Genomic DNA, 25,785 nt, shown 5'->3' with positions numbered 1-25,785 from the left:
CTCACTGGGGCGGCGGCCTTCCGCAGTGGGCACATGCCCTCCTTTGTTGGCGTTTATCCCGATTGGGATACTGACATGATGTCAGCACGTGGGGGAGGTCTTCAAGAGTGAGATGACACAGTGTCGAGAAAGCAGGCTGGCGGAAGGCGGGTAGCCTGGACGGGCACGCAGGTGCGATCGAGCGCACCGAAGGCGCGGTGTCCCCAGCCGCCGTTGAATCCCTCCCGTGCAATCCCGCTAGCGACAAGACGTGCAGGCGATTATCGTTTGACTGCCGCAACGGCTGACGACGCGCACCGCGCACTGGTCGACGTAGAGGCGATGTGTGGATACCAGCAACCCCGGACCCGAGCCCGTGACCATGACCGATACCGAGCAACCGTGGCCGGCCGACCCCGGCCGCGCGGTTGAGGCCGTCATGGAGCGGCAGTCCCCCTCGACCGCGGAGGCGGTCGACGTCCTGCTCGTCGAGGACGACACCCAAGACGCGTTCCTGGTCGAGGAGCTCCTCGCCGACGCCGCACTCGACACCCGCATCACCTGGGTGCGCACGCTCGACGAGGCGCGCGAGCACCTCGTCGGCTTTCGCGGATGCGTGCTGCTCGACCTCAACCTCCCCGACGCCCGCGGCATGAGCCTGCTGCGCGAGGTCCTCACCACCGCCTCCGCGGCCGCCGTCGTCGTGCTGACCGGATTCAACGACGAGCACGAGGGCATCGCGGCCGTGGCCGCCGGCGCGCAGGACTACCTGGTCAAGGGGCAGGTCGACGGCTCCCTGCTGGCGCGCAGCCTGCGCTACTCCGTCGAGCGCCAGCGCGCCGACGAGAACGCCCGCCAGCTGCGCGAGGCCGAGCTGTACGCCCGCGAGAACATGCGCCTGGAGCGCGGCCTGCTGCCCCAGGTGCTGCTGGACAGCTCCCCGCTGAGCCACCGCTCCTTCTACCGGCCCGGCCGCAAGCGCGCCCTGGTCGGCGGCGACTTCTACGACGCCGTGCAGAAGGACGGGACCACTCACGTCATCGTCGGCGACGTCAGCGGCCACGGCCCCGACGAGGCCGCGCTGGGCGTGAGCCTGCGCATCGCCTGGCGCGCCCTGGTCATGGGCGGCGTCGCCGAGGCGGAGGTGCTGCCCGCGCTGGAGGAGATCCTCGTCAGCGAGCGGGCGCAGGAGGAGATGTACGCCACGCTGTGCCAGACCAGCCTGGACACCGGCAGCGAGGACGCCCGGATCCGGCTGTTCGGCCACCCGCCGCCGCTGGTCCTGCACGGCGGCGCCGTCGAGGAGGTCGCCGTCGCCCCCCGGCCGCCGCTGGGCGTGTTCCCCGAGCACGAGACCGAGATCGACGGCTTCCGGCTTCCCCGCGGCGCCACGCTGATGCTCTACACCGACGGCCTGGTCGACGCCTACGACGGCAAGCCGCCCGGCCGCCTGGAGGTCGGCGGGTTGCGCCGCATGGTCGGCGACGTGCTGGAACGCGGCACCTCCATCGTCGACCTGCCCGAGCACCTGGTCGACGAGGCCGAGCGCTACAACGGCGGCCCGCTGCAGGACGACGTCGCCATGCTGCTCATCACGCACGAGGACCGGACTTGAGAAGGTGGCCCCTGCGCCGCCGCGTGACCGTCCTGCTCGCCTCCGTGGCGGTGGTGCTGGTCGCGTCGGTGTCGACGATCACCCTCGCCGCGTTCAACGCCCGCGACGCCCTGGACCGCCAGGTCGACGAGCTCACACCGGCGCAGAGCGCCGTGCGCCAGACCATGTCGGCCTACCTGAACATGGACAACGGCATTCGCGGCTACGCACTGACCAACGACATCGAGTTCCTGGCCCCGTACCAGCAGGGAAAGCAGGACCTCGCTGAGAGCCTGCCGCAGCTGCGCGCCGTGGCCCAGCAGAACAGCCAGGTCGACGGCTACATCCACCGGCTGATCGCGGCCGGAGAGGCCTGGCAGGACGACTTCGCCGAGCCCACCCTGGAGAAGGTGCACGGCGGTCAGGAGATCACCTCGGCCGACTACCAGATGGGCCGCGACCGCTTCGACGACCTGCGCGCCGCCGGCGCCCGCACCGAGCAGCGCATCGACGACGAGCTGAGCCAGGCGCGCGACGGGCTCACCTTGGCCACCCAGCAGGTCATGGCCCTGCTCGTGCTGGTCGGAGCGGTGGTCGTGGTGCTGTGCTGCTTCCTGTGGGTCATGCTGCAGAACTGGGTCCTGCGGCCGCTGGACGAGCTGGGCCGCCACCTCATACAAGTGTCCGAGGGCTATTACGCCCACCGCATCGAGCTGCACGGTCCGCCCGAGATCGAGCGCGTCGGCCGCGACGTCGACGCCATGCGCGAACGCATCGTCCGCGACCTGGACGAGGTCGGCACCGCCCGCCGGACCCTCCAGGAGCAGTCGGAGCTGCTGGAGCGCCAGACCGACGAGCTGCGCCGCTCCAACCTGGAGCTGGAGCAGTTCGCCTACGTCGCCTCACACGACCTGCAGGAGCCGCTCCGCAAGGTCGCCAGCTTCTGCCAGCTCCTCCAGCGCCGCTACCAGGGCCGGCTGGACGAGCGCGCCGACGCCTACATCGACTACGCGGTCGAGGGCGCGAAGCGGATGCAGACGCTCATCAACGACCTGCTGGCGTTCTCGCGCGTGGGCCGCACCAAGGACGACCAGCCCGTCGACCTGAACGAGGCGCTCGCCGACGCGCTCAGCAGCCTGGAGACCCGGCTGGAGGAGGCCGATGCGCTGGTCACCTCCGACGGACTGCCCACGGTCCGCGGCGACCGCACGCTGCTCACCCAGGTGTTCTTCAACCTGATCGGCAACGCCGTCAAGTTCCGCGGCGAGGACCCGCCGCGGGTGCACATCGGGGCCGGGCAACAGGGCGACGAGTGGGTGTTCTGCTGCGCAGACAACGGCATCGGCATCGAGCCGCAGTACGCCGAGCGCGTGTTCGTGATCTTCCAGCGGCTGCACACCCGCGACAGGTACGGCGGCACCGGGATCGGCCTGGCGATGTGCAAGAAGATCGTGGACTTCCACGGCGGCCGGATGTGGCTGGACACGTCCTTCGGCGACGGCGACGGCGACGGCGAGGATGACGCCGAGCCCTTGCGGGGCACACGCATCTGCTGGTCGCTGCCCGTCGGCGACGGCGCCGCGGACGAGGCGGCCGAGCTGGAGCGGCCCGCGGGCGCAGCGGAGCCGGCCGGGCCCGAGCCGGCCGCGGAGGTCGAGGGGGCGCGCGATCCGCACGGCGCCCCCGGCGCCCGCGAGCGGGGCGCGCAGGAGGCGGAGCCCGCCGAGGCCGGGGCGGGCGCCGCCGGCCCCGCCGAGGAGGGCGGCGAAGACCCGGCGCCCCGGTCCGAAGGAGACGACACCGCCCCGGGCGCGCCCGGGGCCGATTCGGGACAGGTCGGACGAGATTGAGCGAGGACAACTTGGTGCAAGCCATTGAGGTGCTGCTGGTCGAGGACGATCCCGGCGACGTCCTGATGACCAAGGAGGCCTTCGCGGAGCACAAGGTGGGCAACCGCCTGCACGTGGTCTCCGACGGCGTCGAGGCGCTGCGCTTCCTCCGGCGCGAGGGCGAGCACGCCGGCGCCCCGATGCCGCACCTGATCCTGCTCGACCTCAACCTGCCCCGCAAGGACGGCCGGGAGGTGCTGGAGGAGGTCAAGAAGGACGAGGCGCTCTCCCACATCCCGATCGTGGTGCTGACCACCTCCGAGGCGGAGGAGGACATACTGCGCAGCTACCGGCTGCACGCCAACGCCTACGTCGCCAAGCCGGTCGACTTCGACCAGTTCATAAGGGTCGTCCGCCAGATCGACGACTTCTTCGTCACCGTGGTGCGCTTGCCCAAGGGGTGATTCCGCCGATACCGGGTCCGGCCGCCCGCCGGACGGGCGCGCCCGGCCTGGGCTACCGTGGTGATCATGAGCCTGCCTGATCCCCTCGACCCGACGGGGCCCTACCGGATCGCGCTGGTGTGCCTGGGCAACATCTGCCGGTCGCCGATGGCCGAGAAGGTCCTCACCGCCGACCTCGCGCGCGCCGGCCTCGGCGGCGCGGTGGCCGTCGACAGCTCCGGCACCGGCGGCTGGCACATCGGAATGGGCATGGACCCGCGTGCGGCCGCCGCACTGCGAGTGCACGGCTACGCAACCGACCACACGGCGCGCAGGTTCGACCCCGCCTGGTTCGCCGAGCGCGACCTGATCCTGGCGATGGACCTGGACAACTTCGACGAGCTGGTGCAGCTGGCCCCCGACCCCGCGTCGGCGGGCGACCGGCTGCGGCTCTTCCGCGGCTTCTCGCCCAAGCTCGGCGGCGCAGCCAACCCCGAGGTCCCCGACCCCTACTACGGCGGAGAGGACGGCTTCAGCAACGTGCTGGGAATGGTCGAGTCCGCGTCGAAGGGCCTGACCGGCGAGCTCGTCGCCCGATTCGGCCGCCGGGCCGCACGCTGACCGCACCGGGCCACGCGCTGACGCGCCGGGCCGGTGGCGGCGCTCACGCGTCGGCGTGCTCGGCCTCCAGCGCCAGCAGCCCCCGTTTGGCCGCCGTGCCGCCCGCGTACGGCCCCGGATCGTTCGGGTAGTCGTCGCCGACAACGCGGTGGCAGGGCAGGAACAGGCACAGCGGGTTCTCGGCGAGCGTGCTCGCGACGGCGCGGCGCGCGTTGGGCCGGCCGATCCGCGCGGCCAGGTCGCCCGGTGCGATGGTGGAGCCGTAGGGGACGTCCAGCAGCGACCGCAGCACCACGCGCCCGAAGTCGCCGGTCAACCGCAGGTCTAGCGGGACGGTGAACGTGCTCAGCCGCCCCGCGAAGTAGGCGCCGATCTCGCGGCGCACCGGGTCCAGGTGGGCGTCGTGCGGGCCGATGTTGGCCGAGACCGCCCGTTCCAGCCGCTCGACCACGGCCTCCTCGGGGGCGAACGAGCACGCCGCGAGCCCCGTCTCGGTCATCGCGCAGAACAGGAAGCCCACGGGGGTCTCGACCACGCCGGTGACCACGTCGAAGGGGACGCCGCGCGCTGCGGGCGCCGCAGCGGCGCCCCCGGGGCCGGCGCGGTCCTCCCCGGCCGCCGGGGAGGTGGCGCGGACCAGGGCGTCGATGTCGTCCGTGCCGCTTCCCGGCCCGTCGGTGCCTTCGAAATCGGCGTAAAGGTCGCCGTGCCACATGCCGGCCAATGATCCTCCCGCGTCTGGCTCGCCCGGACGAGGATGCCACGGCGCCGCGCGGCTGTCGCTTCGCCGCCCGGGCGGCGCCCGAATTCAGCGGGAGACGCGCTGCGCGGCGCGCGCGGACCCGCGCGGGGCCCCGGACCCGTCCTCCTCGCGGGAGCGCCTGCGGGGCCGGATGCGGCCGAAGGGCTTGACCGTCGACAGCAGGCTGGCGGCCACGAGCACCGACAGGGCCACCGAGAGCGCGATGACGAGGCTGAGGCGGTCGGCGAACGGGGGCAGCACGGTGCCTCCGCGCGTCGCCTCGGCCAGTCCGGCCGTCGCGGGCATCAGCTGCAGGTTGCTGCCGGCCACCAGCACCGCGGTCAGCGCGAGCTTGGCGGCCACCCAGTAGTGGCGGAACAGTCCCCACTGCGTACCCAGCGCGCAGACCAGGCCGGTGGCCAGCGCTGTCAGGCTCAGTACCGGGACGAGCAACCCGCCCAGCGTCGCGGCGGAACCGTAGAGCGCGCCGGCCCGCGCCGCGCCGTCGGCGGCCAGCCCGGCGGCCACCAGCGTCAGGACGCCGGCGTGCACGCCGAGCCAGCCCACCGAAGCGATCACGTGCAGGCTCAGCACCGCTTTGCGTTGCGGGCCCGGGCGGAGTCTCACTTGCGGCCGCCCTCCTGCGCACCGGGCGTCCAGTTCAGGACGCTGGCGCGCTCCAGGAACTCGTCGACGGTGATGTCGCCGCGGGCGAAGCGCTCGGCGAGCACCTTGCGGGCGGCGTACTCGGGCGGCTCGGGCGCGGCGGCCCACGGCGGCCGGCGGCCCTTCGACCGCGAGATCAGCAGGTAGGCGGCCAGGCCCAGCAGAAGCAGGACGAGCAGCATTGCGACTCCCATCATCGGGAACGGCGGGTGGGCGTGGAATCTCGCGGCGGGTCCGGCGAACAGGGCCGTCGCATCGGCCAGTCCGGCCGCCGCTGTCAGTGGTTGTGCCATGCCCCAAGCCTGCGTGGACCGACCCCCGCCGCGCGTCGCCCCAGCGGCGGGGATCGCGCTACGCGCCGGGCACCAGAGCGCCTACGCCCGGGGGCGGCGGAGTGCCCGCGCGGGCCGTCCGAACGGGGGCGTCCGGCTCCCGCGAACACGCTTCCCGCCTGCGGACCCGAGCGGGCAGGAGTGGACGCGGGCGCGTCACGGTCCGCCGCGCTCGGCTTCCTCGGCCTCGGCCAGCCCGCCCCGCAGCAGCGCGTGCAGCCGCAGCGCCAGTTGGATCTCCAGGGCCCGGCCGGGCTCGTGCCAGTCGGGACCGATGAGTCGGCCGACGCGCTCCAGGCGCTGAGCGACCGTGTTGACGTGCACGTGGAGCGCGTCCTTGGCCCGCGACATGCTGCCCCCGTGCGCGAAGTAGGCGCGCAGCGTCTCCACCAGCGCCGTCTCGCGGCGGCGGTCGTAGTCCAGCAGCGGTCCCAGGACCGAGTCGACGAACCCGGCCACGTCGCGGTCGCCGCCCAGCAGCACGCCGAAGAACCCCAGGTCCTCCGGTGCGGCGACCTCGCCCGAGCGGCCCAGGGCCACCAGGGTCCGCAGGCACCGGCGCGCCTCCGAGAAGCGGGCCGCGTAGTCGGCCAGTCCCGAGGTCGGCCCGGAGACGCCGGCGGTGACCGCGGTGTTGACCGCGGCGGCCAGCGCGCCGGCGGCCCTGCGTCCCGCCTCCGCCGGCCGCGGACCGGGCAGCACCAGCACGGTCGTGCCCGCCCGGGCGCCCGCCAGGCCGCCGGAGGTCTCGGCCAGGTGCATCGCCGCCGAACGCAGCCGTCCGGGATGGGCGCCGGGAGCCTCGGCCACCACGACGGCGTGCTCGGCGTCCAGGTCGGCGCCCAGCCGCTCGGCGCGGCGGCGCAGCGTGTCGGGGTCGCGTCCGGGCGCGTCCAGCACGGCGTCCAGCAGGTCGCCGCGCACACGGTTCTCCGCCTCGCTGGCCGACCGGCGCATCACCAGCAGCAGCGCGATCACCATCGCCGCGCGCTCCAGGATGCGCTGGTCGGCGGCGCCGAGGTCGACCCCCTCCAGCACCACCGCGCCCAGCGGCTCCCCGCCGGCCACGGCGGCGGCCACCCACCCGCTGCCGGAGCGCACCGCGCGCCCGCTGGAGCGGGATGCGCCCGCCGCCTGGGCCAGCTCGGGAGCGAGGCGCTCGGCGTGTCGCGAGGCGTCGTAGACGGTGACGGCTCCGCCCAGCACCGCGCTGACAGCGGCCTCGACCTCCTCGATGCCGCCGCCGCGCAGCACCAGGTCGGTGAGCCGGTCGTGGGCGTCGGCGGCGCGCTCGACCGCGCGGCTGTGGTCGGTCAGGCGCTGGTTGACCTCGTTCAGCTCCTCCAGCGCCGCGCGGGTCTTCTCCAACAGGTTGGCGCTGTCGATGGCGATCGAGGCGTGGGTGGCCAACGACCCGAGCAGGGCCACCTCCGCGTGGGAGAAGGGGCGCTCGCGCCGGTTGGCGGCGAAGAGCACGCCGATGACGCGCCCGTTGAGCTGCAGCGGCACGCCCAGGATCGCCACCAGGCCCTCGTCGAGCACGCCGGCGTCGATGGTGTCGGTGTGCTCGAACCGGCTGTCGGCGAAGTAGTTGGCGGTGACATAGGGCAGCGCCGTCTCGGCGACGAGCCCGCCCAGGCCCTCGCCCGGCCCCAGCCGCAGCTGCTGGAAGCGCGCCGAGACCGAGCCGGAGGTCACCCGCATGACCGTGTCGCCGTCCTCCACGGCGGTGTCGCGCAGGGTCAGGTAGGCGGTGTCGGTGCCCAGCAGGTTGCGGGCGCGGTCGACGATCGCCCGCAGCACCTGGTCGAGGTCGCGCATGCCCGCCAGGTCGTTGGCGGTCTCGAACAGGGCGCTCAGCTCGGACTCCCGGCGCCGCCGGTCGGAGAGCACCGTGCGCACGCGCAGCGCCAGCACCTTGGCCTCCTCCAGGTCGGCCAGCTCCTCGGCGCCGCCGCCCGCCGCGCGGGCCCGCACGAGCGGGCGCTCGTACTCCACGGCGGGCGCGTCCCGCAGCAGCAGCCGCAGGAACTGCGCCTGCGCGCCGCCTCCGCCCGCCTCGGCGGCGGTCGGGTCCGGCACCGCCTGCGCCCGGGGCCGGGTCTGCTCCCGGTAACGGTCTCGATCCGTGTGCTCGCTCAGCTCGCGCTCCATGCTCCGTCCATCGCCAGGGAGGCCCCGTTGACATGGGACGCCTCGGGGCCGCACAGGTACGCGGCCATCGCCGCCACCTCGGACGGCTCGATCAGCCGCTTGAGCGGGCTGCGGGCCAGCAGCACCGAGTCGACCACCTCGTCCTCGGGGATCGCGTGCGCGCGCGCCTGCTCGGCGATCTGGCGCTCGACCAGGGGAGTGCGCACGTAGCCGGGGTTGATGCAGTTGGAGGTGACGCCGCGGGCGGCGCCCTCGATCGCGGCGACCTTGGAGAAGCCCTCCAGGCCGTGCTTGGCCGCGACGTAGGCCGACTTGTAGGGGGAGGCGCGCAGCCCGTGCACCGAGGAGATGTTCACGATACGCCCCCAGCCCCGGGCGTACATGTGCGGCAGCGCCGCCCGCACCAGGTGGAACGGCGCCTCCAGCATCAGCCGCAGGATCAGCGCGAAGCGGTCGGGCGGGAACTCCTCGATCGGCGCGACGGTCTGCACTCCGGCGTTGTTGACCAGGATGTCGGCGCCGCGCGCGACCTCGGCCGCCGCGTCGAGGTCGGTCAGGTCGACGGGCACGGCGGTGCCGGTACCGGCCTCCTCCAGGGCGCGCAGCCCGTCCGCATCGCGGTCGGCCAGGAGCACCGCGGCGCCGGCGGCGCTCAGCCGCTCGGCGCACGCCCGGCCGATCCCGCCGGCCGCGCCGGTGACGACGGCGGTGCGGCCGCGCAGGTCGGGGCCTCGGGCGGCCGCGGCGGTGTCGGCGAGCAGCGGCTCGGGCGCGGACGGGGCCGCCCGGGGGGATTCGCGGGTCGTCATGGCGCCAATCTAGGGTTCCTCCTCCCCGGCGGCGGATGGCCGTCGCGCCCACACGAGCGCCTCCCGGTATGTAGCCGACGACCATAACCTCCCGGGGCCGCGGCCGGCACCCCCGGCAGCAGGCGGGCCCGACGCCTCGGCCGTCGACCGCGTGGCCGCCGCCCTCCCGGCCGGGGGCGGGGTGTGTGGCCGCGGCACACACCCCGCCCCCGGTATCGGTGCCCGGCGGATATGGCCCCCCTCACACGCCCGCTCCTACGCTGCGACGACGCACCCCCATACCGAGCGGAAGACGATCACATGGCTGTGCCAAACTCCCCCTCCGACGCCCCGGCCGCAGCGCCTCGCGGATCGTTCGCGAAGGTCGTGACCTCCAGCCTCATCGGCACCACAGTGGAGTGGTACGACTTCTTCCTCTACGGCTCGGCGGCGGCCCTGGTCTTCGGGGTCGTGTTCTTCCCCGAGTCCGACCCCCTCACCGGAGTGCTGCTCGCCTTCGGCACCTACGCGATCGGGTTCGTCGCACGCCCCCTGGGCGGCCTGGTCTTCGGCCACTTCGGCGACCGCGTCGGCCGTAAGAAGCTGCTGGTCATCAGTCTGCTGATGATGGGCGGGGCCACCTTCGCCATCGGCCTGCTGCCCGCCTACGCGACCATCGGAACGGCCGCTCCGCTGCTGCTGATCACCCTGCGGGTGATCCAGGGCTTCGCCCTCGGCGGCGAATGGGGCGGCGCCGTCCTGCTGGTGTCCGAGCACGGCAGCCCCAAGCACCGCGGGTTCTGGGCGTCGTGGCCGCAGGCGGGCGTGCCCTGCGGCAACCTGCTGGCGACCGCCGTGCTCGCGGTGCTGGCCGCCACCATGGCCGACTCCGCCTTCGAGGCCTGGGGCTGGCGCATCCCGTTCCTGCTGTCGGGGATTCTGGTCATCGTGGGCCTCTACGTCCGGCTCGCCGTCGAGGAGTCGCCGGTGTTCCAGGCCGCGGCCGCCCGCGCCGCGCAGGCGCGCGCGGGGCGGGACGCGGGCGAGCGCGCCCCCGTCGTCGAGGTCGTGCGCCGGCACTGGCGGGAGATCCTGGTGGCCATGGGGGTGCGCCTCGCCGAGAACATCTCCTACTACGTGATCACCGCGTTCATCCTCGTCTACGCGGTGCAGGAGGCCGGAGTCGAACGCGGCACCGTCCTCAACGCCCTGCTCGCGGCCGCGGCGGTGCAGCTCGTGGCCATCCCGATCTGGGGGACCCTCTCCGACCGCTTCGGCCGCCGCCCCGTCATCGCCTTCGGCGCGATCGGGACCGGGCTGTGGGCGTTCGCGTTCTTCCCGATCATCGACGCCGGCGGGTTCGGGATGGTGCTGGCCGCCGCGGGAGTCGGCCTGGTGCTGCACGCGGCGATGTACGGGCCCCAGGCGGCGTTCTTCTCCGAGCTGTTCGGCACTCGGACGCGCTACTCCGGCGCCTCCATCGGCTACCAGCTCGCGTCGATCGTCGCCGGCGGGCTCGCGCCGCTGATCGCCACCTGGCTGCTGTCGACCTTCGGCACCTCCGTTCCGGTGTCGGTGTACGTCGCCGCGGCCTGCGTGCTGACGGTGGGGGCGGTGGCGGCCTCGCGCGAGACGCGCGGCCGCGACCTGGACGACCCGGTGTTCGCCGAGCGCTCCGCCGGGAAGGGCTGAGGCGCCGCGGGACGAGCGCGGGTCCGCGCGCGTCCGGCGCGGTCCCGCGGTCCCGGCGGTCCCGCACCGAGCGGCTCCGGTCTGCGCTCGCCGCACCAGTGCGGATACGACGCGGCGCTGACGACCCGGGCGGCGGGGCCGACTACCGTCATGGGCGTGAGCCAACGTATCGCCCGCGTCCTCGCGCTGGACGTGCCGATCGCCCTGTTCGTGGGCGTGGTGTCGCTGGGCGCCGCCCAAGCCCGGGGGCCGTGGCCGCAGTCCGGTTCCGGACCGCCGTGGGCTCCGGGCGGTCCGCTGTCGGACGGGCGGCCGCCGTGGGCCCAGGGCTCCGGCCCCGAGTTCGCCGCACTGCCGCCGGCGGCCTACGTGTGCGTCGCGGTGGTCGTCGCGGCCCTGGCCCTCCGCCGCTTCCGCCCCCGCACGGCCTTCGCCTTCGCCATGGTCGCGACAGCCGTGTTCTACGCCCTGGACCAGCAGGGCGGCATGCTGCGGATCGGGCCGGCGGTGCTCGTCTACACGATGGCGGTGCGCCTGCCGCTGCGGCAGTGGACGCCCTGGACCGCCCTCGCGGTCCCCCTCTTCCTGGCCGAGCGCGCCGACCGCCCCTACCTCGGGTTGTTCGAGCCTGACACCGTCGGCTCGCTGGCGATCCTGCTGGCCCTGCTCCTGGCGCCCGCCGCGGTGGGCGTGATCGTGCGTTCGCGCCGCGAGAGCAGCCGGCGCGAACGCGACGACGAGGTGCGCCGCTCGGTCTACGAGGAGCGGCTGCGCATCGCCCGCGAGGTGCACGACGTGGTCGGCCACAGTCTCTCGGTCATCAACATGCAGGCGGGCGTGGCCCTGCACGTGCTCGGCAAGCGCCCGCAGCAGGCCGAACCCGCGCTCCAGGCGATCCGCCAGACCAGCAAGGACGCGCTGGAGGAGCTGCGCGGGACCCTGGCGGTGTTCCGCAGCGACGGCGCGGACGACCGCGGCGCGGAAACGCCGGACGAGCCGTCCGGGGAGGACGCACCCGTCGGCGGGCCGTCCGGGTCCGCGCGCGAACCGGTTCCCGGCCTGGACCGAATCGACGAGCTCGCAGCGGGTATCGATCCCGCGGGCGACCGGGTGCGGGTGCGCATCGAAGGGGAGCGCACCGCACTCCCGGCCGCCGTCGACCACGCCGCGTTCCGCATCGTCCAGGAGGCGCTGACCAACGCCGTCCGGCACGGCGGCGGCGCGGCGGCCGTTTCCATCGGCTACCACCCCGAGGAGTTGACCGTGGAGATCACCGACAGCGGGCCCGCGCGCCCCGGCCAGGCCTACGAGGAGGGCAGCGGCATCGCGGGCATGCGCGAGCGTGCCCGCGCCGTCGGCGGACGCCTGGAGGCCGGGCCGCGCGCCGACGGCGGGTTCCGGGTGCGCGCCGAGCTGCCCGCGGGGGAGCGGTGAGCGCCGTCCGCGTCGCCGTCGCCGACGACCAGGCCCTGGTGCGCATGGGCCTGCGCGTGCTGATCGAGGCCGAGGACGACATGGAGCCCGCCGGCGAGGCCGCCGACGGCCGCGCGGCCGTCGACCTGGTGCGCCGCGAGCGCCCCGATGTCGTGCTGATGGACGTGCGCATGCCCGGGATGGACGGCATCGCGGCGCTGCGCGAGATCGCCGCCGACGACTCGCTGGCGTGCACCCGCGTGGTCGTGCTGACGACGTTCGAGCTCGACGAGTACGTCTTCGACGCGCTGCGCGCCGGTGCCGCCGGGTTCCTGATCAAGGACAGCGACCCCGGCGAGCTGCTGCGCGCCATCCGGCTCGCCGCGGCGGGGGAGTCGCTGCTCTCGCCCTCGGTCACGCGCAGCGTCATCGCCTCGTTCACCTCGCGCGCGCCCGCCGGCGGGCCGCGCCCCGACCTCGGCGAGCTGACCGAGCGGGAGCGCGAGGTCCTGGCCCTGGTCGGTGAGGGCCTGTCCAACGGCGAGATCGCCGATCGGCTCGTCGTCAGCCCCGCCACCGCGCGCACGCACGTCAGCCGCGCCATGGTCAAGCTGCACGCCCGCGACCGCGCCCAACTCGTCGTGATCGCCTACCGCGCCGGACTGGTGCGGTGAAACGGGACGAGGCGCGGCGCAGCAGGTGCGGCCCGACCCTCGGAAGGCTCCCTGGGCAGGGCGTACAGCCGATCGCTCACGGCGAACACAACAGGGGGAACAAAAGCGGACTCTCGTTTATTGAGTGATAGTGACTCAACAAGGAGGGTCTGATGACTGAAGCGCAGTCCAACGCGACGTTCCCCGTGCTTCCCCTCGACGAAGAGGTCGTCCTCCCCGGAATGGTCGTGCCGGTGGACATCGGCGACTCCGAGGTGCGTGCCGCGGTCGACGCCGCGCGCGCCGGCGGCGACGGCGCTGCGAAGGGTCCCGGAGTCCGGTCCGCGAGCAAGCCGCGGGTGCTGATCGTCCCCCGCATCGACGGCAACTACGCCGCGGTCGGCACCATCGCCGTGATCGAGCAGGTCGGCCGCACCCCCGAGGGGGAACCGGCCGCGGTCGTTCGGGGTACGGCGCGGGCCCGTGTCGGCAGCGGGACCACCGGGCCCGGCGCCGCCCTGTGGGTCTCGGCCGAGGTCCACAGCGAGGAGCCGCCGGAGGGCGGCCACCCCGGCAAGGTCCATGAGCAGGCGCGCGAGTACAAGTCCCTGCTGACCACCTACCTGCAGAAGCGCGGCGCCTGGCAGATCCTGGACGGTATCCAGCAGCTGGAGGACCCGGGCAGCCTGGCCGACCGCGGCGGCTACTCCCCGTTCCTCAAGACCGCGCAGAAGCTCCAGCTCCTGGAGACCTACGACGTGTCGGAGCGGCTGCGGCTGCTCGGCGACTGGACCCGCGAATACCTGGCCGAGCTCGACGTCGCCGAGACCATCGACCAGGACGTGCAGGAGGGCGTCGACAAGCAGCAGCGCGAGTTCCTGCTGCGGCGCCAGATGGAGGCCATCCGCAAGGAGCTCAACGAGCTCTCCGGCCGGCCGGGCAGCGAGGAGGACGACTACCGCGAGCGCGTGGAGTCGGCCGAACTGCCCGACCACGTCCGCAAGGCCGCGCTGGAGGAGGTCGACAAGCTGGAGCGGGCGGGCGACTCCTCGCCGGAGTCCGGCTGGATCCGCACCTGGCTCGACACGATCCTGGACATGCCCTGGAACACCCGTACCGAGGACGCCTACGACATCGCCGGCGCCCGAGAGATCCTCGACGCCGACCACGCCGGCCTCGACGACGTCAAGGAGCGCATCGTCGAGTACCTGGCGGTGCGCAAGCGGCGCGAGGACAAGGGCCTGGGCGTGGTCGGCGGGCGGCGCAGCGGTGCCGTGCTGGCGCTGGTCGGCCCGCCCGGCGTGGGCAAGACCTCGCTGGGCGAGTCCGTGGCCCGATCGATGGGCCGCCAGTTCACGCGGGTCGCCCTGGGCGGTGTGCGCGACGAGGCCGAGATCCGCGGCCACCGGCGCACCTACGTCGGTGCGCTGCCGGGGCGCATCGTCCGCGCGATCAAGGAGTCGGGCTCGATGAACCCGGTCGTGCTGCTCGACGAGATCGACAAGGTCGGCAGCGACTTCCGCGGCGATCCCACCTCGGCGCTGCTGGAGGTCCTCGACCCCGCGCAGAACCACACCTTCCGCGACCACTACCTGGAGGTGGACCTCGACCTGTCCGACGTCGTCTTCCTGGCCACCGCCAACGCCCTGGAGACCGTCCCCGGCCCGCTGCTGGACCGGATGGAGCTGGTGCAGCTCGACGGCTACACCGAAGACGAGAAGGTGACCATCGCGCGCGACCACCTGCTCCCGCGCCAGCTGGAGCGGGCCGGGCTGGAGTCCGGCGAGGTGGAGCTCGCCGACGGCGCGCTGCGCCGGATCGCCGCCGAGTACACGCGCGAGGCGGGCGTGCGCGAGCTGGAGCGCACGGTCGCCCGGGTGCTGCGCAAGGTGGCCTCGGGCCTGGCGCTGGGCGAGCGCGAGCTGCCGGTGTCGGTCGGCGCCGACGACCTGCCCGGCTTCATCGGGCGGCCCAAGCACACCCCCGAGACCGCCGACCGCACCTCGGTCCCGGGAGTGGCCACCGGCCTGGCGGTCACCGGCGCCGGCGGCGACGTGCTCTTCGTCGAGGCGTCCCTGGCCGACCCCGAGTCCGGGGCCGGCGGGCTGACCCTGACCGGCCAGCTGGGCGACGTGATGAAGGAGTCCGCCCAGATCGCGCTGTCCTACCTGCGCTCGCGCGGCGCTGAGCTGGAACTGCCGGTCGGCGACCTCAAGGAGCGGGGCGTCCACCTGCACGTCCCCGCGGGCGCGATCCCCAAGGACGGGCCCAGCGCCGGTGTCACCATGACCACCGCCCTGGCCTCGCTCCTGTCGGGCCGCCCCGCGCGCTCCGACGTGGCCATGACCGGCGAGGTCTCGCTGACGGGGCGGGTGCTGCCGATCGGGGGCGTGAAGCAGAAGCTCCTGGCGGCGCACCGCGCGGGGATCACCACGGTGCTGATCCCGGCCCGCAACGAGCCGGATCTCGACGACGTCCCCGAGGACATCCGCGAACAGCTCACCGTCCACCCGGTCGGCGACGTCCGCGAGGTGCTCGAACTGGCCCTCGACCCGGCGAAGGCCCCGCAGCCGCTGGCGGCGTAACCGAACGGGGACCGGGCGAGAACCGGTAACGCGCAACCGCGGTGTGGGCCGTCCCGCCCGGGGCGGCCCACACGCGGGTCACGGGTCCTTGTAAATGGAGTGGTCGCCGATGCGACGCCAGACGAGGACGGTGTCCCCTTTTTCGTCCTTCTCGAAATGGAAGGTGGCCCGACCGTCGGGACCACTGAAGTTCCATGTCAACGTATAGATCTCGTGCTGGTGGAGTCGATGGATGCGAAGGCGGAGCGGCCACGGCGGATCACCGCTCAAGGCCCCAGCTTTGAGCGCCGGGAGGAAATGCTCGTAAACAGCGCGGCGAAACAAGCGTTGCTGCTGTTCGGGGAGGCGAAGGAGTTGGCGGTCGAAGGCACTCGACGTGCGGAACTTCACGTGGCCTCACCGGGTTTCCGGCCTGTCACCTCATCGAGGTGGGCGAGGAACTCCTCTTCATCTTCGAACGTCGTGTAGCGGCCGGCCGCGAGGTCGTCTTCGGCTTCCTGCTCCGCGGCCTGGCCCTCCGGGCTCCAGAACCACGCGTCATCAGGATGGACAGAGACGCGGGGCCGCAGCACGATCTCACCGTCGCGTTCGACGTATTCGACGATAGCGTGCGGATTCCCCAGCCCGAGCCTACGCCGCACCTCTGGAGGTACTGTCAGCGTGGAATCGGGCGAAGTGAGGTCACCGACACCAAGGTGCTCATCCATATCCCCACCGTAGTCGGTGGGGCAGGATTCAGTCCGCACGGACATAGGGGAGGTTCTCCTCAGCCACGCGTGTCGACGGGGTCGGCAGAACCGTAGCGATCGGCCACTCTTCGTGTCCGGCGTTTCCTGCATGCGGGTGCAATTCGTCCGCGAGCTGTTCGGCCGATCCGGGCGGCAGTCGCGAGCAAGGTCGTCCGCACCGGCTGGCCCAGCACAGCGGCTTCCGCGCACGCCGCCGCGCACCGCGCGGGCGGATTCGACACCGCCCTCGGGCACCGCGCGGCGGCGCATGGCTACCGTGGGGGGATGACCTCTGCGAACGACGCTGAACGAGAACTGCAGGTCGCCGTCATCGGGTACGGCAAGGGCGGCGAGGTGTTCCACGCGCCGCTCGTCGACGCCACGCCGGGACTGCGGCTCGCGGCGGTGGTGACCGGGAACCCCGAACGCCAGGCGGCCGTGCGGGAGCGCTATCCCGGGGCCGAGGCGGTCTCCTCGGCCGACGAGCTGTGGAAGCGCACCGGCGACATCGACCTCGTGGTGGTCACCACGCCCAACGAGACGCACGTGCCGCTCGCACGCGCGGCGATGGAGGCCGGGTTCGCCGCGGTGGTGGACAAGCCGTTCGCGCTGACCGCGGCCGAGGGGCACGAGCTGGCCGAGGACGCGCGGCGGCTGGGCCAGGTGCTGACCGTCTACCAGAACCGGCGCTGGGACTCCGACTTCTTGACCTTGTGGAAGCTGGTGGAGGAGGGCGCGCTCGGCCGGGTGCACCGCTTCGAGTCGCGGTTCGAGCGGTGGCGCCCCGAGGCCAGGGGCACCTGGCGCGACAACGGCGACCCCGACGCCGGCGCCGGAATCCTCTACGACCTCGGCCCGCACCTGATCGACCAGGCGGTCAACCTGTTCGGGCCGGTGGAGTCGGTCTACGCCGAACTGGACGCCCGGCGCGGCGCGGCGGCCGACGACGACGCCTTCCTCGCGCTGACCCACACCGGCGGCGTGCGCTCGCACCTGTGGATGAGCGCCCTCGCCGCCCAGCTCGGGCCGCGCTTCCGGGTACTGGGCGACCGCGCGGCGTTCACCGTCGACGGGCTGGACTCCCAGGAGGAGCGCCTGGAGAGCGGTGAACGGCCCGACGCGCCCGACTGGGGCGTCGAGCCGGAGTCGGCGTGGGGCCGGCTGGGCACCGTCGAGGAGTCGCACCCGGTCCGCAGCGAGCGCGGCGCCTATCCGGCGTTCTACGCGGCCGTGCGCGACGCGGTCGGCGAGGGCGAACCGCTGCCGGTCGAGCTGCACGAGGTCGTCCACGGCTTGGAGATCATCGAGGCCGCGCGCCGCAGCGCCCGCACCGGCCGGGTGGCGGCGGTGCGGCCGTCCTGACGGGCCGCGGAACGTTGAACCAACCACTTCGTTGGTTCGAGGTGGCCGGAGTCGTCCACCGGGCGGCTCCGGCCAGGCCTGCCAGGCCTGTCAGGCCTGTTGGCTTTCGCCTTCGCCTTCACTCTCGTGCCCGTCGCCGGTGCCGCTCCCGGCGGCGGGCGTGTGCTCGACGCCGCGCACCGCTGCATTCGCCATGGCCACGATGTGGGCGCGCAGGTCGGCCGAGCCCTGGGCAGTGAGCACCCGGGGGCCCACCACCAGGCGCGCCAGATGCGGCATGGCGAACGGCCACGCGCCCATCCCGATCAGCGAGAGCAGGCTCATCGCGGCCGCACTGTCGGGCTCGACGCCCAAACTGCCGGCCAGGGCGAGCACCTTGGCGGCGTAGACGTCGGAGCGGGCGCCGTCCTCGGGCAGGGGGCGGTCCTCGAAGTACAGCGCCTCCCACATCAGCAGGCGCACCATCGTGCCGTTGGCGGCGTGGGCGTCGTAGAGCCGCCCCACCCACTCGCCGACGTCCTCGCCCGGCCGCGGGAGCGAGGCGGCGTGCTCGGCCTTGACCGCCTCCAGCACCGCCTGGAACAGCTTCTCCTTGCTGCCGAAGTGGCCGTAGACGCGCTCCTTGTTCACGCCCGCGCGCTCGGCGATGCGGTCGATGCGCCCGCCGGCGATCCCGTGCTCGGCGAACTCCTCGCGCCCGGCTTCCAGCAGCTTGCGGCGGGTGGCCGCGCTGTCCCTAGGTGACATGCCGCCAGCGTATCGAACTTGACACCCAAACGGTTGGTTGGTTTCGTGGGTGACATGCTCAAGCAGACCTCCGATCGCGCAGCCGCTGAGCCTGCCCTGAAGCGGGCCTCCGCGCCGCGCCCGACCGCGCAGATCCTGGTCATCTCCGCGGCCGCCCTCGTGGTCATCGGCCAGCTCTACCTGGCTCTTCCGCTGCTCTCCCCGATCGCCGACTCCACCGGATCCACGGTCGACCGGGCCAGCTGGGCGGTCACCGCGTTCGGCGCCGCCTACGCACTGGGGTTCCTGGTCGTCGGCCCCCTCGGGCCGCGCGTCGGCTACCGCCGGCTCATCGTCACCGGAGTGGGCGCCACCGCTCTGTTCGCCTGCGTCACGGCCTTCATGCCCACGGTCGAGACCGTCGTCGCGGCCCGCGCCCTCCAGGGGTGCGCCGCCGCGGCCTTCGCGCCTACAGCGATCGCCTACCTGACCCGCACCATCCCGCCCCACCGCAGAGCCTTCGCGTTCACCACGCTGACCAGCTCGTTCCTCGCCGCCGCGGTCGTCGCGCAGGTCGCGGCCCAGCTCATCACCGCCCGCTGGGACTGGCCGGCGGTGTTCCTCATCTCGGGCGCGGCCACCGCCGCCGTGGCCGTGCTCGCCCGCTTCCTGCTGGTGCCCGACCGGCCGGAGCAGGCGGTCTCGCCCGCCGCCGCCTACCGCGGTCTGGCCCTGGCCGCGGTCCGGCCGCACCTGCTGCCCTTCTACGGGATCGCCATCACCGTGCTCTTCGGCTTCGTGGGGCTGTACGCGGCGATCCGGCTCGCCGACCCGCTCGGCGTGGCCGCCGACGACGGCGCCCTGCTCGCGCTCCGCGCCGGCGGGCTGCCCGCCATCCTGCTCGCGCCCCTGGTGACACCGCTGCTGTCGAGGCTCTCGGTGCTGCACCGGCTCGCGGCGGGCCTGGCGGCCTCCGCCCTCCTCGTCGCGGCCGCCGGGCTGTCGGTGCCGCTCGTCGGCTCGGTCGGCCTGTTCACCCTGCTGATCGCGGGCTACGTGCTGGCCACGGCCGTGGCCCTGCCCGCCGCGATGCAGGGCTCCCAGGCCGCCGCCGGCGAGCAGGCCGCCGCGGTCGGCGCCATGTACGGCTTCTGGCTCTACATCGGCTCCAGCCTCGCGGCACCCGTCGTCGCGGGGACGTCCGACCTCGGATTCCCGGCGCTGAGCGGGCTGTTCGCCGGCGTCCTGCTCGTCGGCGCCGCGTTGGCCCTGGTCACCGCATTCGCCTCCCGCGGCTCGGGCGGGCGCTAGCGCCTTCGGAGTCCGGTCGCCGTGCGCGGATGCACGCACACGCAGCGGCACCCTCGCGCCATCGAACTGGGGTGCCGCGACTAACGTCGGATGGGTGGATGAGGGGACTGCGATAGGGGGACACGTCGGCCACCGGGCCGGCAGCGGCGGATACCGGCGCATCGTCGCGGCGATGACCGCCGCCGGGGTCGCCACGTTCGCGCAGCTCTACGCGGTCCAGGCGGTGCTTCCCGGCCTGGCCGACAGCTTCGCGGCGTCCGCCTCCAGCGTGGCGCTGAGCGTCTCCTTCGCCACCGGCGGCCTGGCGGCGTTCGTGCTGGTCTGGAGCGGCATCGCCGACCGCATCGGCCGTGTACGGGTCATGGCGCTCTCGCTGACCGTGTCCACGGCGCTCGGACTGGCGGCACCCTTCGCGCCGGACATGTGGACCCTGCTCGTCCTGCGCGGCCTGCAGGGCGCGGCGCTGGGCGGGGTGCCGGCCGTGGCCATGGCCTACCTCGCCGAGGAGGTCCACGCCGCCCACCTCTCCCGCGTGGCCGGGATCTACATCGCGGGCAACACGGTCGGCGGGATGAGCGGGCGCCTGGTGGCCGGCGCGGTCGCCGACCTCGGCGGATGGCGCTGGGGCGTGGCCGCCGACTCGCTGCTCGCGCTGGCCGCGCTGCTCGTGTTCGCCGCCGCGATCCCGCGCACCCGCGGATTCACCCCCCGGCGCGGCGGATCGTCCGGCCCGGGCCTGGCGCGGCGCGTGCGCTCCGCCGTCGGCGACCCCGGCCTGATCGCGCTGTACTGCCAGGCGCTGTTCCTCATGGGCGCCTTCGTTACCGTCTACAACTACCTCGGCTTCCGGATGACCGGCCCGCCCTTCGGCCTGTCGCAGACGCTCGTGGCGTTCCTGTTCGTCGCCTACCTCTCGGGCACCGCGGGCTCGGCCGCCGCCGGACGGCTGGGCGAGCGGCTGGGCCGGCGGGCCGTCCTGCTGTGCGGTGTCGCCGGGATGGCCGCATCCGCCGCCGTCCTGCTCGTCCCCGCGCTCTGGGCGGTCGCCGCCGGGCTGCTGGTGTTCACCTTCGCCTTCTTCTCCGCGCACGCCACCGCCTCGGCGTGGGTGGGCCATCGGGCCACGACCGCGCGCGCCCAGGCGGCGGCGCTGTACACACTCGCCTACTATCTGGGCTCCAGCACTTTCGGCTGGCTGGGCGGGCTCTTCTACGACGCCGTCGGCTGGACCGGCGTGGTCGCCTACGTCATCGCGCTGTGCGCCGCCTCCGCCCTGGCCGGAACCGTGCTGCTCCGGCGCCGGGGATGAGAGGCTCGTAGACCCGCGGGCGGTGCCGCCGCGACCGGCACAGTGCAGCACGAAGGGGAGGAAGCCGTGGCCCAGGTACTCGTCGTCGCCGACGACCTCACCGGCGCCAACGCCACCGGCGCCCGGTTCGCACGCGCCGGGATGCGGGCCGCCACCGTCACCCCGGAGCACGTGAGCGCCGTCGCCGAGGAGTACGACGTCGTGGTGGCCAACCTCGACAGCCGGCACGCGTCGCCGGAGCAGGCCGCGGACCTGGTGACCGACGTCGTCGAGGCGATCTGGCCGGTCGGCCTGGTCGTCAAGCGCTTCGACAGCACCCTGCGCGGAAACGTGGGCGCCGAACTGGAGGCGGCCTGGCGCGCCGTGCGCGAGCGTGTGGCCGCCCGCTGGGCCGTGCGCGCGCTGGTCGTGCCCGCGTTCCCCACCGGCGGGTGCACCACCGTCGACGGTGTGCAGCTGCTCGGCGGGCAGCCGCTGGAGGCCACCGACCTGGCCCGCGACCCCTTCTGCCCGATGGACACCGGCGACGTCGCGGCGATCCTGGCCCGCCAGAGCACTCTAGGAGTGCGGCGGCTGCCCGCCCGCCAGGTCACCGAGAGCATGCTCGTCGCCGAACTGCGCTCCGGCGACGAGCCGGCGCTGCTCTGCGACGCCGCGGACGAGCAGCGCATCGAGGGCCTGGCGCAGGCCGCCGCGGAGGTGCACCGCGAGGACGGAACGGTGTGGGTGGCCGCCGACCCCGGCCCCAGTGGCGCACTGCTGGCCTATGCGCTGCGGCTGCGCGGCCAGGCCGGGGCGCCGGGACCGCTGCTGGCCGTGGCCGGCAGCACCACGGGACTGACCCGGCGCCAGTTCGACGCCCTCGCCCGCTCGGGTCCCGCACGGTTCGTCGACGCCGACCCCGTCCGCCTGGGCGGCGGCGACCGGAGCCACGCCGCCGACGTCGCAGAGCAGCTCGTCGACCGGCTGACCTCTGCGGTCTTCCCCGACGTCGTGGCGCTGCGGCTGCTCGACCCCGGCCCGGCCGCCGAGTCCCGCCGGTCCGAGCGGGCCCTTCCCGCCCGCCTCGCCGAACTGCTCGCCGAGGTGGTGGAGGAGGTCGGGGAGCAGGCCGGCACCCACGCCCTGCCCAGCGGGCTGTTCCTCACCGGCGGCGACGTCACCTCCAGCGTGTTCGACGCGCTGGGCGTGCACGGGTTCGTCGTGGCCGGGGAGGTGCTGCCGCTCGCCGTGCACGGCACGCTGAACGGCGGACCGCTGGACGGCGTGCCCGCCGTGGTCAAGGGCGGGTTCGTCGGCGACGAGTCGGCGGCGGTCGAGTGCCTGGGCCGCCTGCGCCGCGCCGCGCGCGCCCGGCTCCAGCAGGTGCACTCCGAGGTCTCCGAGCACGTGCTGCCCCCGGCGGGGCCGCCCGCGAACCAGCCGTTCGCCGGCGCCTGAGGCGGCGGCCGACCGCCGGGCGGAGCCCGGCGCGTCCGTCCTCGGCGCGCGGCATCCGGCGGCGTCCGGCGTGCGGCGCCTCGGACCGGCGGCCGGCCCGTGCCCCGCCTCGGGCGGAGCGGGGGTGGGACGGGCATCACCCGCCCCCTCCGACCCGCGCCGGCGGGTGGTCGTCTAGACTTCCGGGCAATTTACCCACATGAGGGCGGTGACCGCCCTCAGCGCCTGAACACGGCGGACACCAAGGAGGAAGATGACACCACTCGGATACGAGACGATCCGGCGCCTACCCAAGGTGCTGCTGCACGACCACCTCGTCGGGGGTGTGCGCCCGCAGACCGTGCTGGAGATGGCCGCGCGCTCCGGCGCCGAACCGCCCGCCGGCGACCCCGCCCGCCTGCGCGACTGGTTCGCCGCCGCCGCGCCCACCCCCGAGGAGCGGGCCCGCCGACTCGACCCGGTTCTTGCCCTGCTGCAGGACACCGGGTCCCTGATCCGCGCGGCCGCCGAGTGCGCCCAGGACCTCGCCGACGACGGCGTGGTCTACGCCGAGGTCAAGCTCGCGCCCGAGCAGCACACCGAGGGCGGGCTGACCCGCGAGCAGGTCGTCGACGCGGTGCTGGAGGGGCTGCGGGTCGGCCAAGCCAAGGCGCGGCTGTTCGGCGCGCACACGGATGTGCGGCTGCTCCTCACGGCGATGCGCCAGGCCGCCGACTCCCTGGAGATCGCCGACCTGGCGGTGCGCTACCGGCACCGCGGCGTGGTGGGCTTCGACATCGCCGGACCCGAGGCCGGCTTCCCGCCCACCCGCCACATCTCCGCCTGCGAGCACGTCAAGCGGGCCAACTTCCACCTCACACTGCACGCCGGCGAGGGTTTCGGGCCGTCCTCCATCTGGGAGGCGATCCAGTGGTGCGGCGCCGACCGGCTCGGCCAGGGCGTGCGGATCGTCGACGACATCGCCCTCGCCGACGACGGCTCGGCCAAACTGGGCGAGCTCGCCGCCTACATCCGCGACAAGCGCATCCCGCTGGAGCTGTGCCCGACCTCCAACGTCCGCGCCGGGGTGCTGCCGTCGCTGGCCGAGCACCCGGTCGACACGCTGCGCCGACTGCGGTTCCGCGTCACCGTGAACACCGACAACCGGCTGCTGGACAGCACCTGCCTCAGCGAGGAGCTGGCGCGGATCAGCGCGGAGTTCGGCTACACCGCCGAGACGCTGCGCTGGTTCACGGTCAACGCGATGAAGTCGGCCTTCATCGGCCATGACGAGCGCCTGGCGCTTATCGACCGGGTGATCAAGCCCGGCTACGCCGACCTGGAGACCCACCGGGCCAGCGCGGCGTTCTTCCGCCAGGAGGACCCCTGGTAACAGGCCGGCGGCGGCCGCACTCGGCCCCGGTGCGCGCCACCGCGCGCCCCGCGCCCGATGGAGGGCGCAGGGCGCTTCGGTGCGCGCCGGCAGCGGACGGTCCCCTGGTGTCGACGCGCCCTCGGACGGCTGTGGGGCCTCAGTCCTCGTCGAGCGCGACCTCGGGCACGGCGAACGGCGGCGCCCCGGTGCCCACGACGCGGTACCCGCCCCAGACGTTGGTCTCGGTCAGCGTGCCCGCGCCCTCGTGTCCCCCGGGCGTGCGCAGCAGGACCCGGGTGTCGCCGGACCGGTAGGCGGCGTCGGCCGCCGGGTCGGCGGAGACGCGGCCGACCCACCGGTAGGCGCCCACCAGCGGGTCGAAGCGCCCGGCGAGGTGCGCCTCGACCTCGGCCTCGACGCCGCCCGCGACCAGGGTCGCCGACCCGTGGTACTCCTCCTCGTCGTCGCCCATCCCGCTCACGGCGGCCTACCCCCTTCCCGCTTCCGGTGCGCTCGTGCCGCTCACTGCCGCCCCGATCCGGCGCCGCGCCGGCGCACGGCCCCGCCCGGCCGGGAGCGTGCGCGCGGGGCCGGGTGCGGGCCGCAGGCGGTAGCCGGCGGGGTCGAAACGGCTGGTGCGCAGCCTGTAGTCCCAGGTGAAGCCGGGCCACAGCGTGGTGTTGCGGCCCTGGTCGTTGAGGTACCAGCTGTCGCAGCCGCCCGCGACCCAGACGGTGCCCCGCATCTTGTCCTGGACCCACCGGGTGTAGGCCTCCTGCGCGTCGGCGCGCGGCTCCAGCCGCTCGACGCCGTGGTCGTGGGCATAGCGCAGCGCGGCCATCGTGTAGCCGATCTGGGCCTCCAGCATGAAGAGCTGGGAGGTGTGGCCCAGTCCCGTGTTGGGTCCGGCCAGCACGAACAGGTTGGGGTAGCCGGCGACGGTGGTGCCCCGGTGCGCCTGCATGTCCGTACCCCGGCGCCAGCGGTCGGCGAGCAGCACTCCCTCGGCGTCGCGGATGCGGTGCGAGATGGGGCTGTCGGTGACCTGGAAGCCGGTGCCGAAGATGAGCGTGTCCACCTCGTGTCGGGCGCCGTCGCGCGTGACCACGGCGTCGGGCTCGATCGCGGCGATGGGCTCGGTGACCACGTCGACGTTGGGGGCGTCCAGCGCCGGATAGTAGTCGTTGGACATGAGGATGCGCTTGCACCCGATGGTGTAGTCGGGTACCAGCTTCCGCCGCAGATCGGGGTCGGTGACCCCGCGGCGGAGGTTGGCCAGGGCGAGCTTCTCGACGATCCCGAGCAGCCGCAGGTTCTTGGCGAACCCGAGGACGTAGGTCTCCCGCCCCCAGTAGATGCAGGTGCGGGCCAGGCGCTGGAGCAGCGGCACGGCGTTGTAGAGCCGCCGCTCCACCGCGGTGATGTCGCGGTCGTGGCGCGGGATCACCCAGGGCGGGGTGCGCTGGAACACCCGCATTCCGCTCACGGCCGGCTGGATCTCGGGGATGAACTGGATCGCCGACGCGCCGGTGCCCACGACGGCGACCCGCCGGCCGGCGAGGTCGCGCCCGTGGTCCCAGGTGGCCGAGTGGAAGACGGATCCGCGGAAGGTGTCGAGCCCGGGAATGGCGGGATAGGCGGGGTCGGCGAGCGGGCCGCAGCCGCTCACCAGGAACTGCGCGGTGACGGTGCCGCCGCTGGTGCGCACCCGCCACCAGCCGTGCCCGGGCTCCCACCGGGCCTCCTCCACGTCGTGGCCGAACCGGATGTGGCGCACCACGTCGTAGTCCTTGGCCACCCGGCGCAGGTAGTCCCAGATCTCGGGCTGCGGCGAGAAGCTGCGGCTCCAGTCCGGGTTCGGGGCGAAGGAGAAGGAGTAGAGGTGGGAGGGGACGTCGCAGGCGGCGCCGGGGTAGTCGTTGTCGCGCCAGGTGCCGCCGACGTCGCCGGCGCGTTCCAGGAGCACGATGTCGTCGAGTCCGGCCTGCTTCAGGCGGACCGCCATGCCGATCCCGGCGAAGCCGGTGCCGATGACGGCGACCCGGTAATGGGGAGGCGCCGCCT

23 protein-coding genes are annotated in these 25,785 nt (G+C 73.8%); 13 read left to right on the top strand and 10 right to left on the bottom strand.

Annotated features, from left to right (window positions below):
- The first annotated feature begins 418 nt into the window (after window positions 1–418).
- From ABD284_RS09675 to ABD284_RS09660, 4 genes are all read left to right on the top strand, one after another.
- Window positions 419–1,594 (top strand): PP2C family protein-serine/threonine phosphatase, encoded by a 1,176-nt coding sequence (locus tag ABD284_RS09675; protein WP_344142452.1) that lies wholly within the window; start codon window positions 419–421, stop codon window positions 1,592–1,594.
- On the top strand, window positions 1,591–3,423 hold the full coding sequence (locus ABD284_RS09670; protein WP_344142311.1) for a sensor histidine kinase: 1,833 nt from the start codon (window positions 1,591–1,593) through the stop codon (window positions 3,421–3,423). The genes ABD284_RS09675 and ABD284_RS09670 overlap by 4 nt, the downstream gene beginning before the upstream one ends.
- Before the next feature lie 29 nt (window positions 3,424–3,452).
- Window positions 3,453–3,866, top strand: coding sequence for a response regulator (locus ABD284_RS09665; RefSeq protein ID WP_344142450.1), 414 nt, complete (start codon window positions 3,453–3,455; stop codon window positions 3,864–3,866).
- 66 nt (window positions 3,867–3,932) lie between these two features.
- On the top strand, window positions 3,933–4,466 hold the full coding sequence (locus ABD284_RS09660) for a low molecular weight protein-tyrosine-phosphatase (RefSeq protein ID WP_344142310.1): 534 nt from the start codon (window positions 3,933–3,935) through the stop codon (window positions 4,464–4,466).
- 43 nt (window positions 4,467–4,509) lie between these two features.
- Here the strand turns inward: ABD284_RS09660 and ABD284_RS09655 are convergent, their stop codons facing one another.
- The 5 genes from ABD284_RS09655 to ABD284_RS09635 form a co-directional block, all read right to left on the bottom strand.
- Complete coding sequence (locus tag ABD284_RS09655; RefSeq protein WP_344142308.1) at window positions 4,510–5,181, bottom strand: methylated-DNA--[protein]-cysteine S-methyltransferase; 672 nt, start codon at window positions 5,179–5,181, stop codon at window positions 4,510–4,512.
- A 93-nt stretch (window positions 5,182–5,274) separates the two neighbouring features.
- Window positions 5,275–5,835: a hypothetical protein gene (locus ABD284_RS09650; protein ID WP_344142307.1), complete on the bottom strand. Its 561-nt coding sequence runs from the start codon at window positions 5,833–5,835 to the stop codon at window positions 5,275–5,277.
- Complete coding sequence (locus ABD284_RS09645; protein WP_344142306.1) at window positions 5,832–6,167, bottom strand: SHOCT domain-containing protein; 336 nt, start codon at window positions 6,165–6,167, stop codon at window positions 5,832–5,834. Before ABD284_RS09645 ends, ABD284_RS09650 begins: the two co-directional genes overlap by 4 nt.
- A gap of 195 nt (window positions 6,168–6,362) precedes the next feature.
- Window positions 6,363–8,360: a helix-turn-helix domain-containing protein gene (locus ABD284_RS09640; RefSeq protein WP_344142305.1), complete on the bottom strand. Its 1,998-nt coding sequence runs from the start codon at window positions 8,358–8,360 to the stop codon at window positions 6,363–6,365.
- On the bottom strand, window positions 8,345–9,169 hold the full coding sequence (locus ABD284_RS09635) for a 3-hydroxybutyrate dehydrogenase (RefSeq protein ID WP_344142304.1): 825 nt from the start codon (window positions 9,167–9,169) through the stop codon (window positions 8,345–8,347). Before ABD284_RS09635 ends, ABD284_RS09640 begins: the two co-directional genes overlap by 16 nt.
- 300 nt (window positions 9,170–9,469) lie before the next feature.
- Between ABD284_RS09635 and ABD284_RS09630 the strand changes: the two genes are divergently transcribed.
- The 4 genes from ABD284_RS09630 (at window position 9,470) to lon (ending at window position 15,491) form a co-directional block, all read left to right on the top strand.
- Entirely contained in the window at window positions 9,470–10,840 is a 1,371-nt protein-coding gene (locus ABD284_RS09630; protein ID WP_344142303.1) for an MFS transporter, read from the top strand.
- Between the two features lie 156 nt (window positions 10,841–10,996).
- Complete coding sequence (locus tag ABD284_RS09625; protein WP_344142301.1) at window positions 10,997–12,274, top strand: sensor histidine kinase; 1,278 nt, start codon at window positions 10,997–10,999, stop codon at window positions 12,272–12,274.
- Entirely contained in the window at window positions 12,271–12,927 is a 657-nt protein-coding gene (locus tag ABD284_RS09620) for a response regulator (RefSeq protein ID WP_344142300.1), read from the top strand. The genes ABD284_RS09625 and ABD284_RS09620 overlap by 4 nt, the downstream gene beginning before the upstream one ends.
- Window positions 12,928–13,079: 152 nt before the next feature.
- Window positions 13,080–15,491 carry an endopeptidase La gene (gene lon, locus ABD284_RS09615; protein ID WP_344142299.1) on the top strand — a complete coding sequence of 804 codons (2,412 nt, stop codon included), beginning with the start codon at window positions 13,080–13,082 and terminating at the stop codon, window positions 15,489–15,491.
- A gap of 78 nt (window positions 15,492–15,569) precedes the next feature.
- Here lon and ABD284_RS09610 read toward each other — a convergent pair whose 3' ends face one another.
- Together ABD284_RS09610 and ABD284_RS09605 are read right to left on the bottom strand one after the other, a co-directional pair.
- Complete coding sequence (locus tag ABD284_RS09610) at window positions 15,570–15,881, bottom strand: hypothetical protein (RefSeq protein WP_344142298.1); 312 nt, start codon at window positions 15,879–15,881, stop codon at window positions 15,570–15,572.
- Window positions 15,878–16,198, bottom strand: coding sequence for an AbrB/MazE/SpoVT family DNA-binding domain-containing protein (locus ABD284_RS09605; RefSeq protein WP_344142297.1), 321 nt, complete (start codon window positions 16,196–16,198; stop codon window positions 15,878–15,880). The genes ABD284_RS09610 and ABD284_RS09605 overlap by 4 nt, the downstream gene beginning before the upstream one ends.
- A 306-nt stretch (window positions 16,199–16,504) precedes the next feature.
- Here ABD284_RS09605 and ABD284_RS09600 point away from each other — a divergent pair, with 306 nt between their 5' ends.
- Window positions 16,505–17,581, top strand: coding sequence for a Gfo/Idh/MocA family oxidoreductase (locus ABD284_RS09600; RefSeq protein WP_344142296.1), 1,077 nt, complete (start codon window positions 16,505–16,507; stop codon window positions 17,579–17,581).
- A gap of 90 nt (window positions 17,582–17,671) precedes the next feature.
- On the opposite strand, the gene ABD284_RS09595 is transcribed toward ABD284_RS09600, so the two are convergent.
- Complete coding sequence (locus tag ABD284_RS09595; protein ID WP_344142295.1) at window positions 17,672–18,328, bottom strand: TetR/AcrR family transcriptional regulator; 657 nt, start codon at window positions 18,326–18,328, stop codon at window positions 17,672–17,674.
- 54 nt (window positions 18,329–18,382) lie between these two features.
- On the opposite strand from ABD284_RS09595, the gene ABD284_RS09590 reads away from it, so the two are divergent.
- The 4 genes from ABD284_RS09590 to ABD284_RS09575 all read left to right on the top strand — a co-directional run bounded on the left by ABD284_RS09590 (window position 18,383) and on the right by ABD284_RS09575 (window position 23,739).
- Window positions 18,383–19,618: an MFS transporter gene (locus tag ABD284_RS09590; protein ID WP_344142294.1), complete on the top strand. Its 1,236-nt coding sequence runs from the start codon at window positions 18,383–18,385 to the stop codon at window positions 19,616–19,618.
- A gap of 172 nt (window positions 19,619–19,790) precedes the next feature.
- A complete protein-coding gene (locus ABD284_RS09585) occupies window positions 19,791–20,927 on the top strand; it encodes an MFS transporter (protein WP_344142449.1) in 1,137 nt (378 codons plus the stop codon).
- Window positions 20,928–20,993: 66 nt separating this feature from the next.
- Entirely contained in the window at window positions 20,994–22,367 is a 1,374-nt protein-coding gene (locus ABD284_RS09580; protein WP_344142292.1) for a four-carbon acid sugar kinase family protein, read from the top strand.
- A 253-nt stretch (window positions 22,368–22,620) separates the two neighbouring features.
- The gene (locus ABD284_RS09575; protein WP_344142291.1) at window positions 22,621–23,739 is read left to right on the top strand and encodes an adenosine deaminase; all 1,119 of its coding nucleotides are present in this window, start codon (window positions 22,621–22,623) and stop codon (window positions 23,737–23,739) included.
- Window positions 23,740–23,878: 139 nt separating this feature from the next.
- Here the strand turns inward: ABD284_RS09575 and ABD284_RS09570 are convergent, their stop codons facing one another.
- On the bottom strand, window positions 23,879–24,193 hold the full coding sequence (locus ABD284_RS09570; RefSeq protein WP_386699610.1) for a DUF4873 domain-containing protein: 315 nt from the start codon (window positions 24,191–24,193) through the stop codon (window positions 23,879–23,881).
- A 15-nt stretch (window positions 24,194–24,208) separates the two neighbouring features.
- Window positions 24,209–25,726, bottom strand: coding sequence for a flavin-containing monooxygenase (locus ABD284_RS09565; protein WP_386699611.1), 1,518 nt, complete (start codon window positions 25,724–25,726; stop codon window positions 24,209–24,211).
- Window positions 25,727–25,785 lie beyond the last annotated feature (59 nt).

It is taken from the genome of Streptomonospora arabica, assembly GCF_039531585.1.
Taxonomy (GTDB): Bacteria; Actinomycetota; Actinomycetes; order Streptosporangiales; family Streptosporangiaceae; genus Streptomonospora; species Streptomonospora halophila.
This window is presented reverse-complemented; position numbering and strand designations above follow the sequence as displayed.

Coding starts and splice junctions, on each gene's coding strand:
- ABD284_RS09600 (WP_344142296.1), top strand. CDS start 16,505: ATGACCTCTGCGAACGACGCTGAACGAGAACTGCAGGTCGCCGTCATC.
- ABD284_RS09570 (WP_386699610.1), bottom strand. CDS start 24,193: ATGGGCGACGACGAGGAGGAGTACCACGGGTCGGCGACCCTGGTCGCG.
- ABD284_RS09640 (WP_344142305.1), bottom strand. CDS start 8,360: ATGGAGCGCGAGCTGAGCGAGCACACGGATCGAGACCGTTACCGGGAG.
- ABD284_RS09590 (WP_344142294.1), top strand. CDS start 18,383: ATGCTCAAGCAGACCTCCGATCGCGCAGCCGCTGAGCCTGCCCTGAAG.
- ABD284_RS09595 (WP_344142295.1), bottom strand. CDS start 18,328: ATGTCACCTAGGGACAGCGCGGCCACCCGCCGCAAGCTGCTGGAAGCC.
- ABD284_RS09605 (WP_344142297.1), bottom strand. CDS start 16,198: ATGGATGAGCACCTTGGTGTCGGTGACCTCACTTCGCCCGATTCCACG.
- lon (WP_344142299.1), top strand. CDS start 13,080: ATGACTGAAGCGCAGTCCAACGCGACGTTCCCCGTGCTTCCCCTCGAC.
- ABD284_RS09645 (WP_344142306.1), bottom strand. CDS start 6,167: ATGGCACAACCACTGACAGCGGCGGCCGGACTGGCCGATGCGACGGCC.
- ABD284_RS09585 (WP_344142449.1), top strand. CDS start 19,791: ATGACCGCCGCCGGGGTCGCCACGTTCGCGCAGCTCTACGCGGTCCAG.
- ABD284_RS09575 (WP_344142291.1), top strand. CDS start 22,621: ATGACACCACTCGGATACGAGACGATCCGGCGCCTACCCAAGGTGCTG.
- ABD284_RS09630 (WP_344142303.1), top strand. CDS start 9,470: ATGGCTGTGCCAAACTCCCCCTCCGACGCCCCGGCCGCAGCGCCTCGC.
- ABD284_RS09660 (WP_344142310.1), top strand. CDS start 3,933: ATGAGCCTGCCTGATCCCCTCGACCCGACGGGGCCCTACCGGATCGCG.
- ABD284_RS09655 (WP_344142308.1), bottom strand. CDS start 5,181: ATGTGGCACGGCGACCTTTACGCCGATTTCGAAGGCACCGACGGGCCG.
- ABD284_RS09565 (WP_386699611.1), bottom strand. CDS start 25,726: ATGGCGGTCCGCCTGAAGCAGGCCGGACTCGACGACATCGTGCTCCTG.
- ABD284_RS09675 (WP_344142452.1), top strand. CDS start 419: ATGGAGCGGCAGTCCCCCTCGACCGCGGAGGCGGTCGACGTCCTGCTC.
- ABD284_RS09635 (WP_344142304.1), bottom strand. CDS start 9,169: ATGACGACCCGCGAATCCCCCCGGGCGGCCCCGTCCGCGCCCGAGCCG.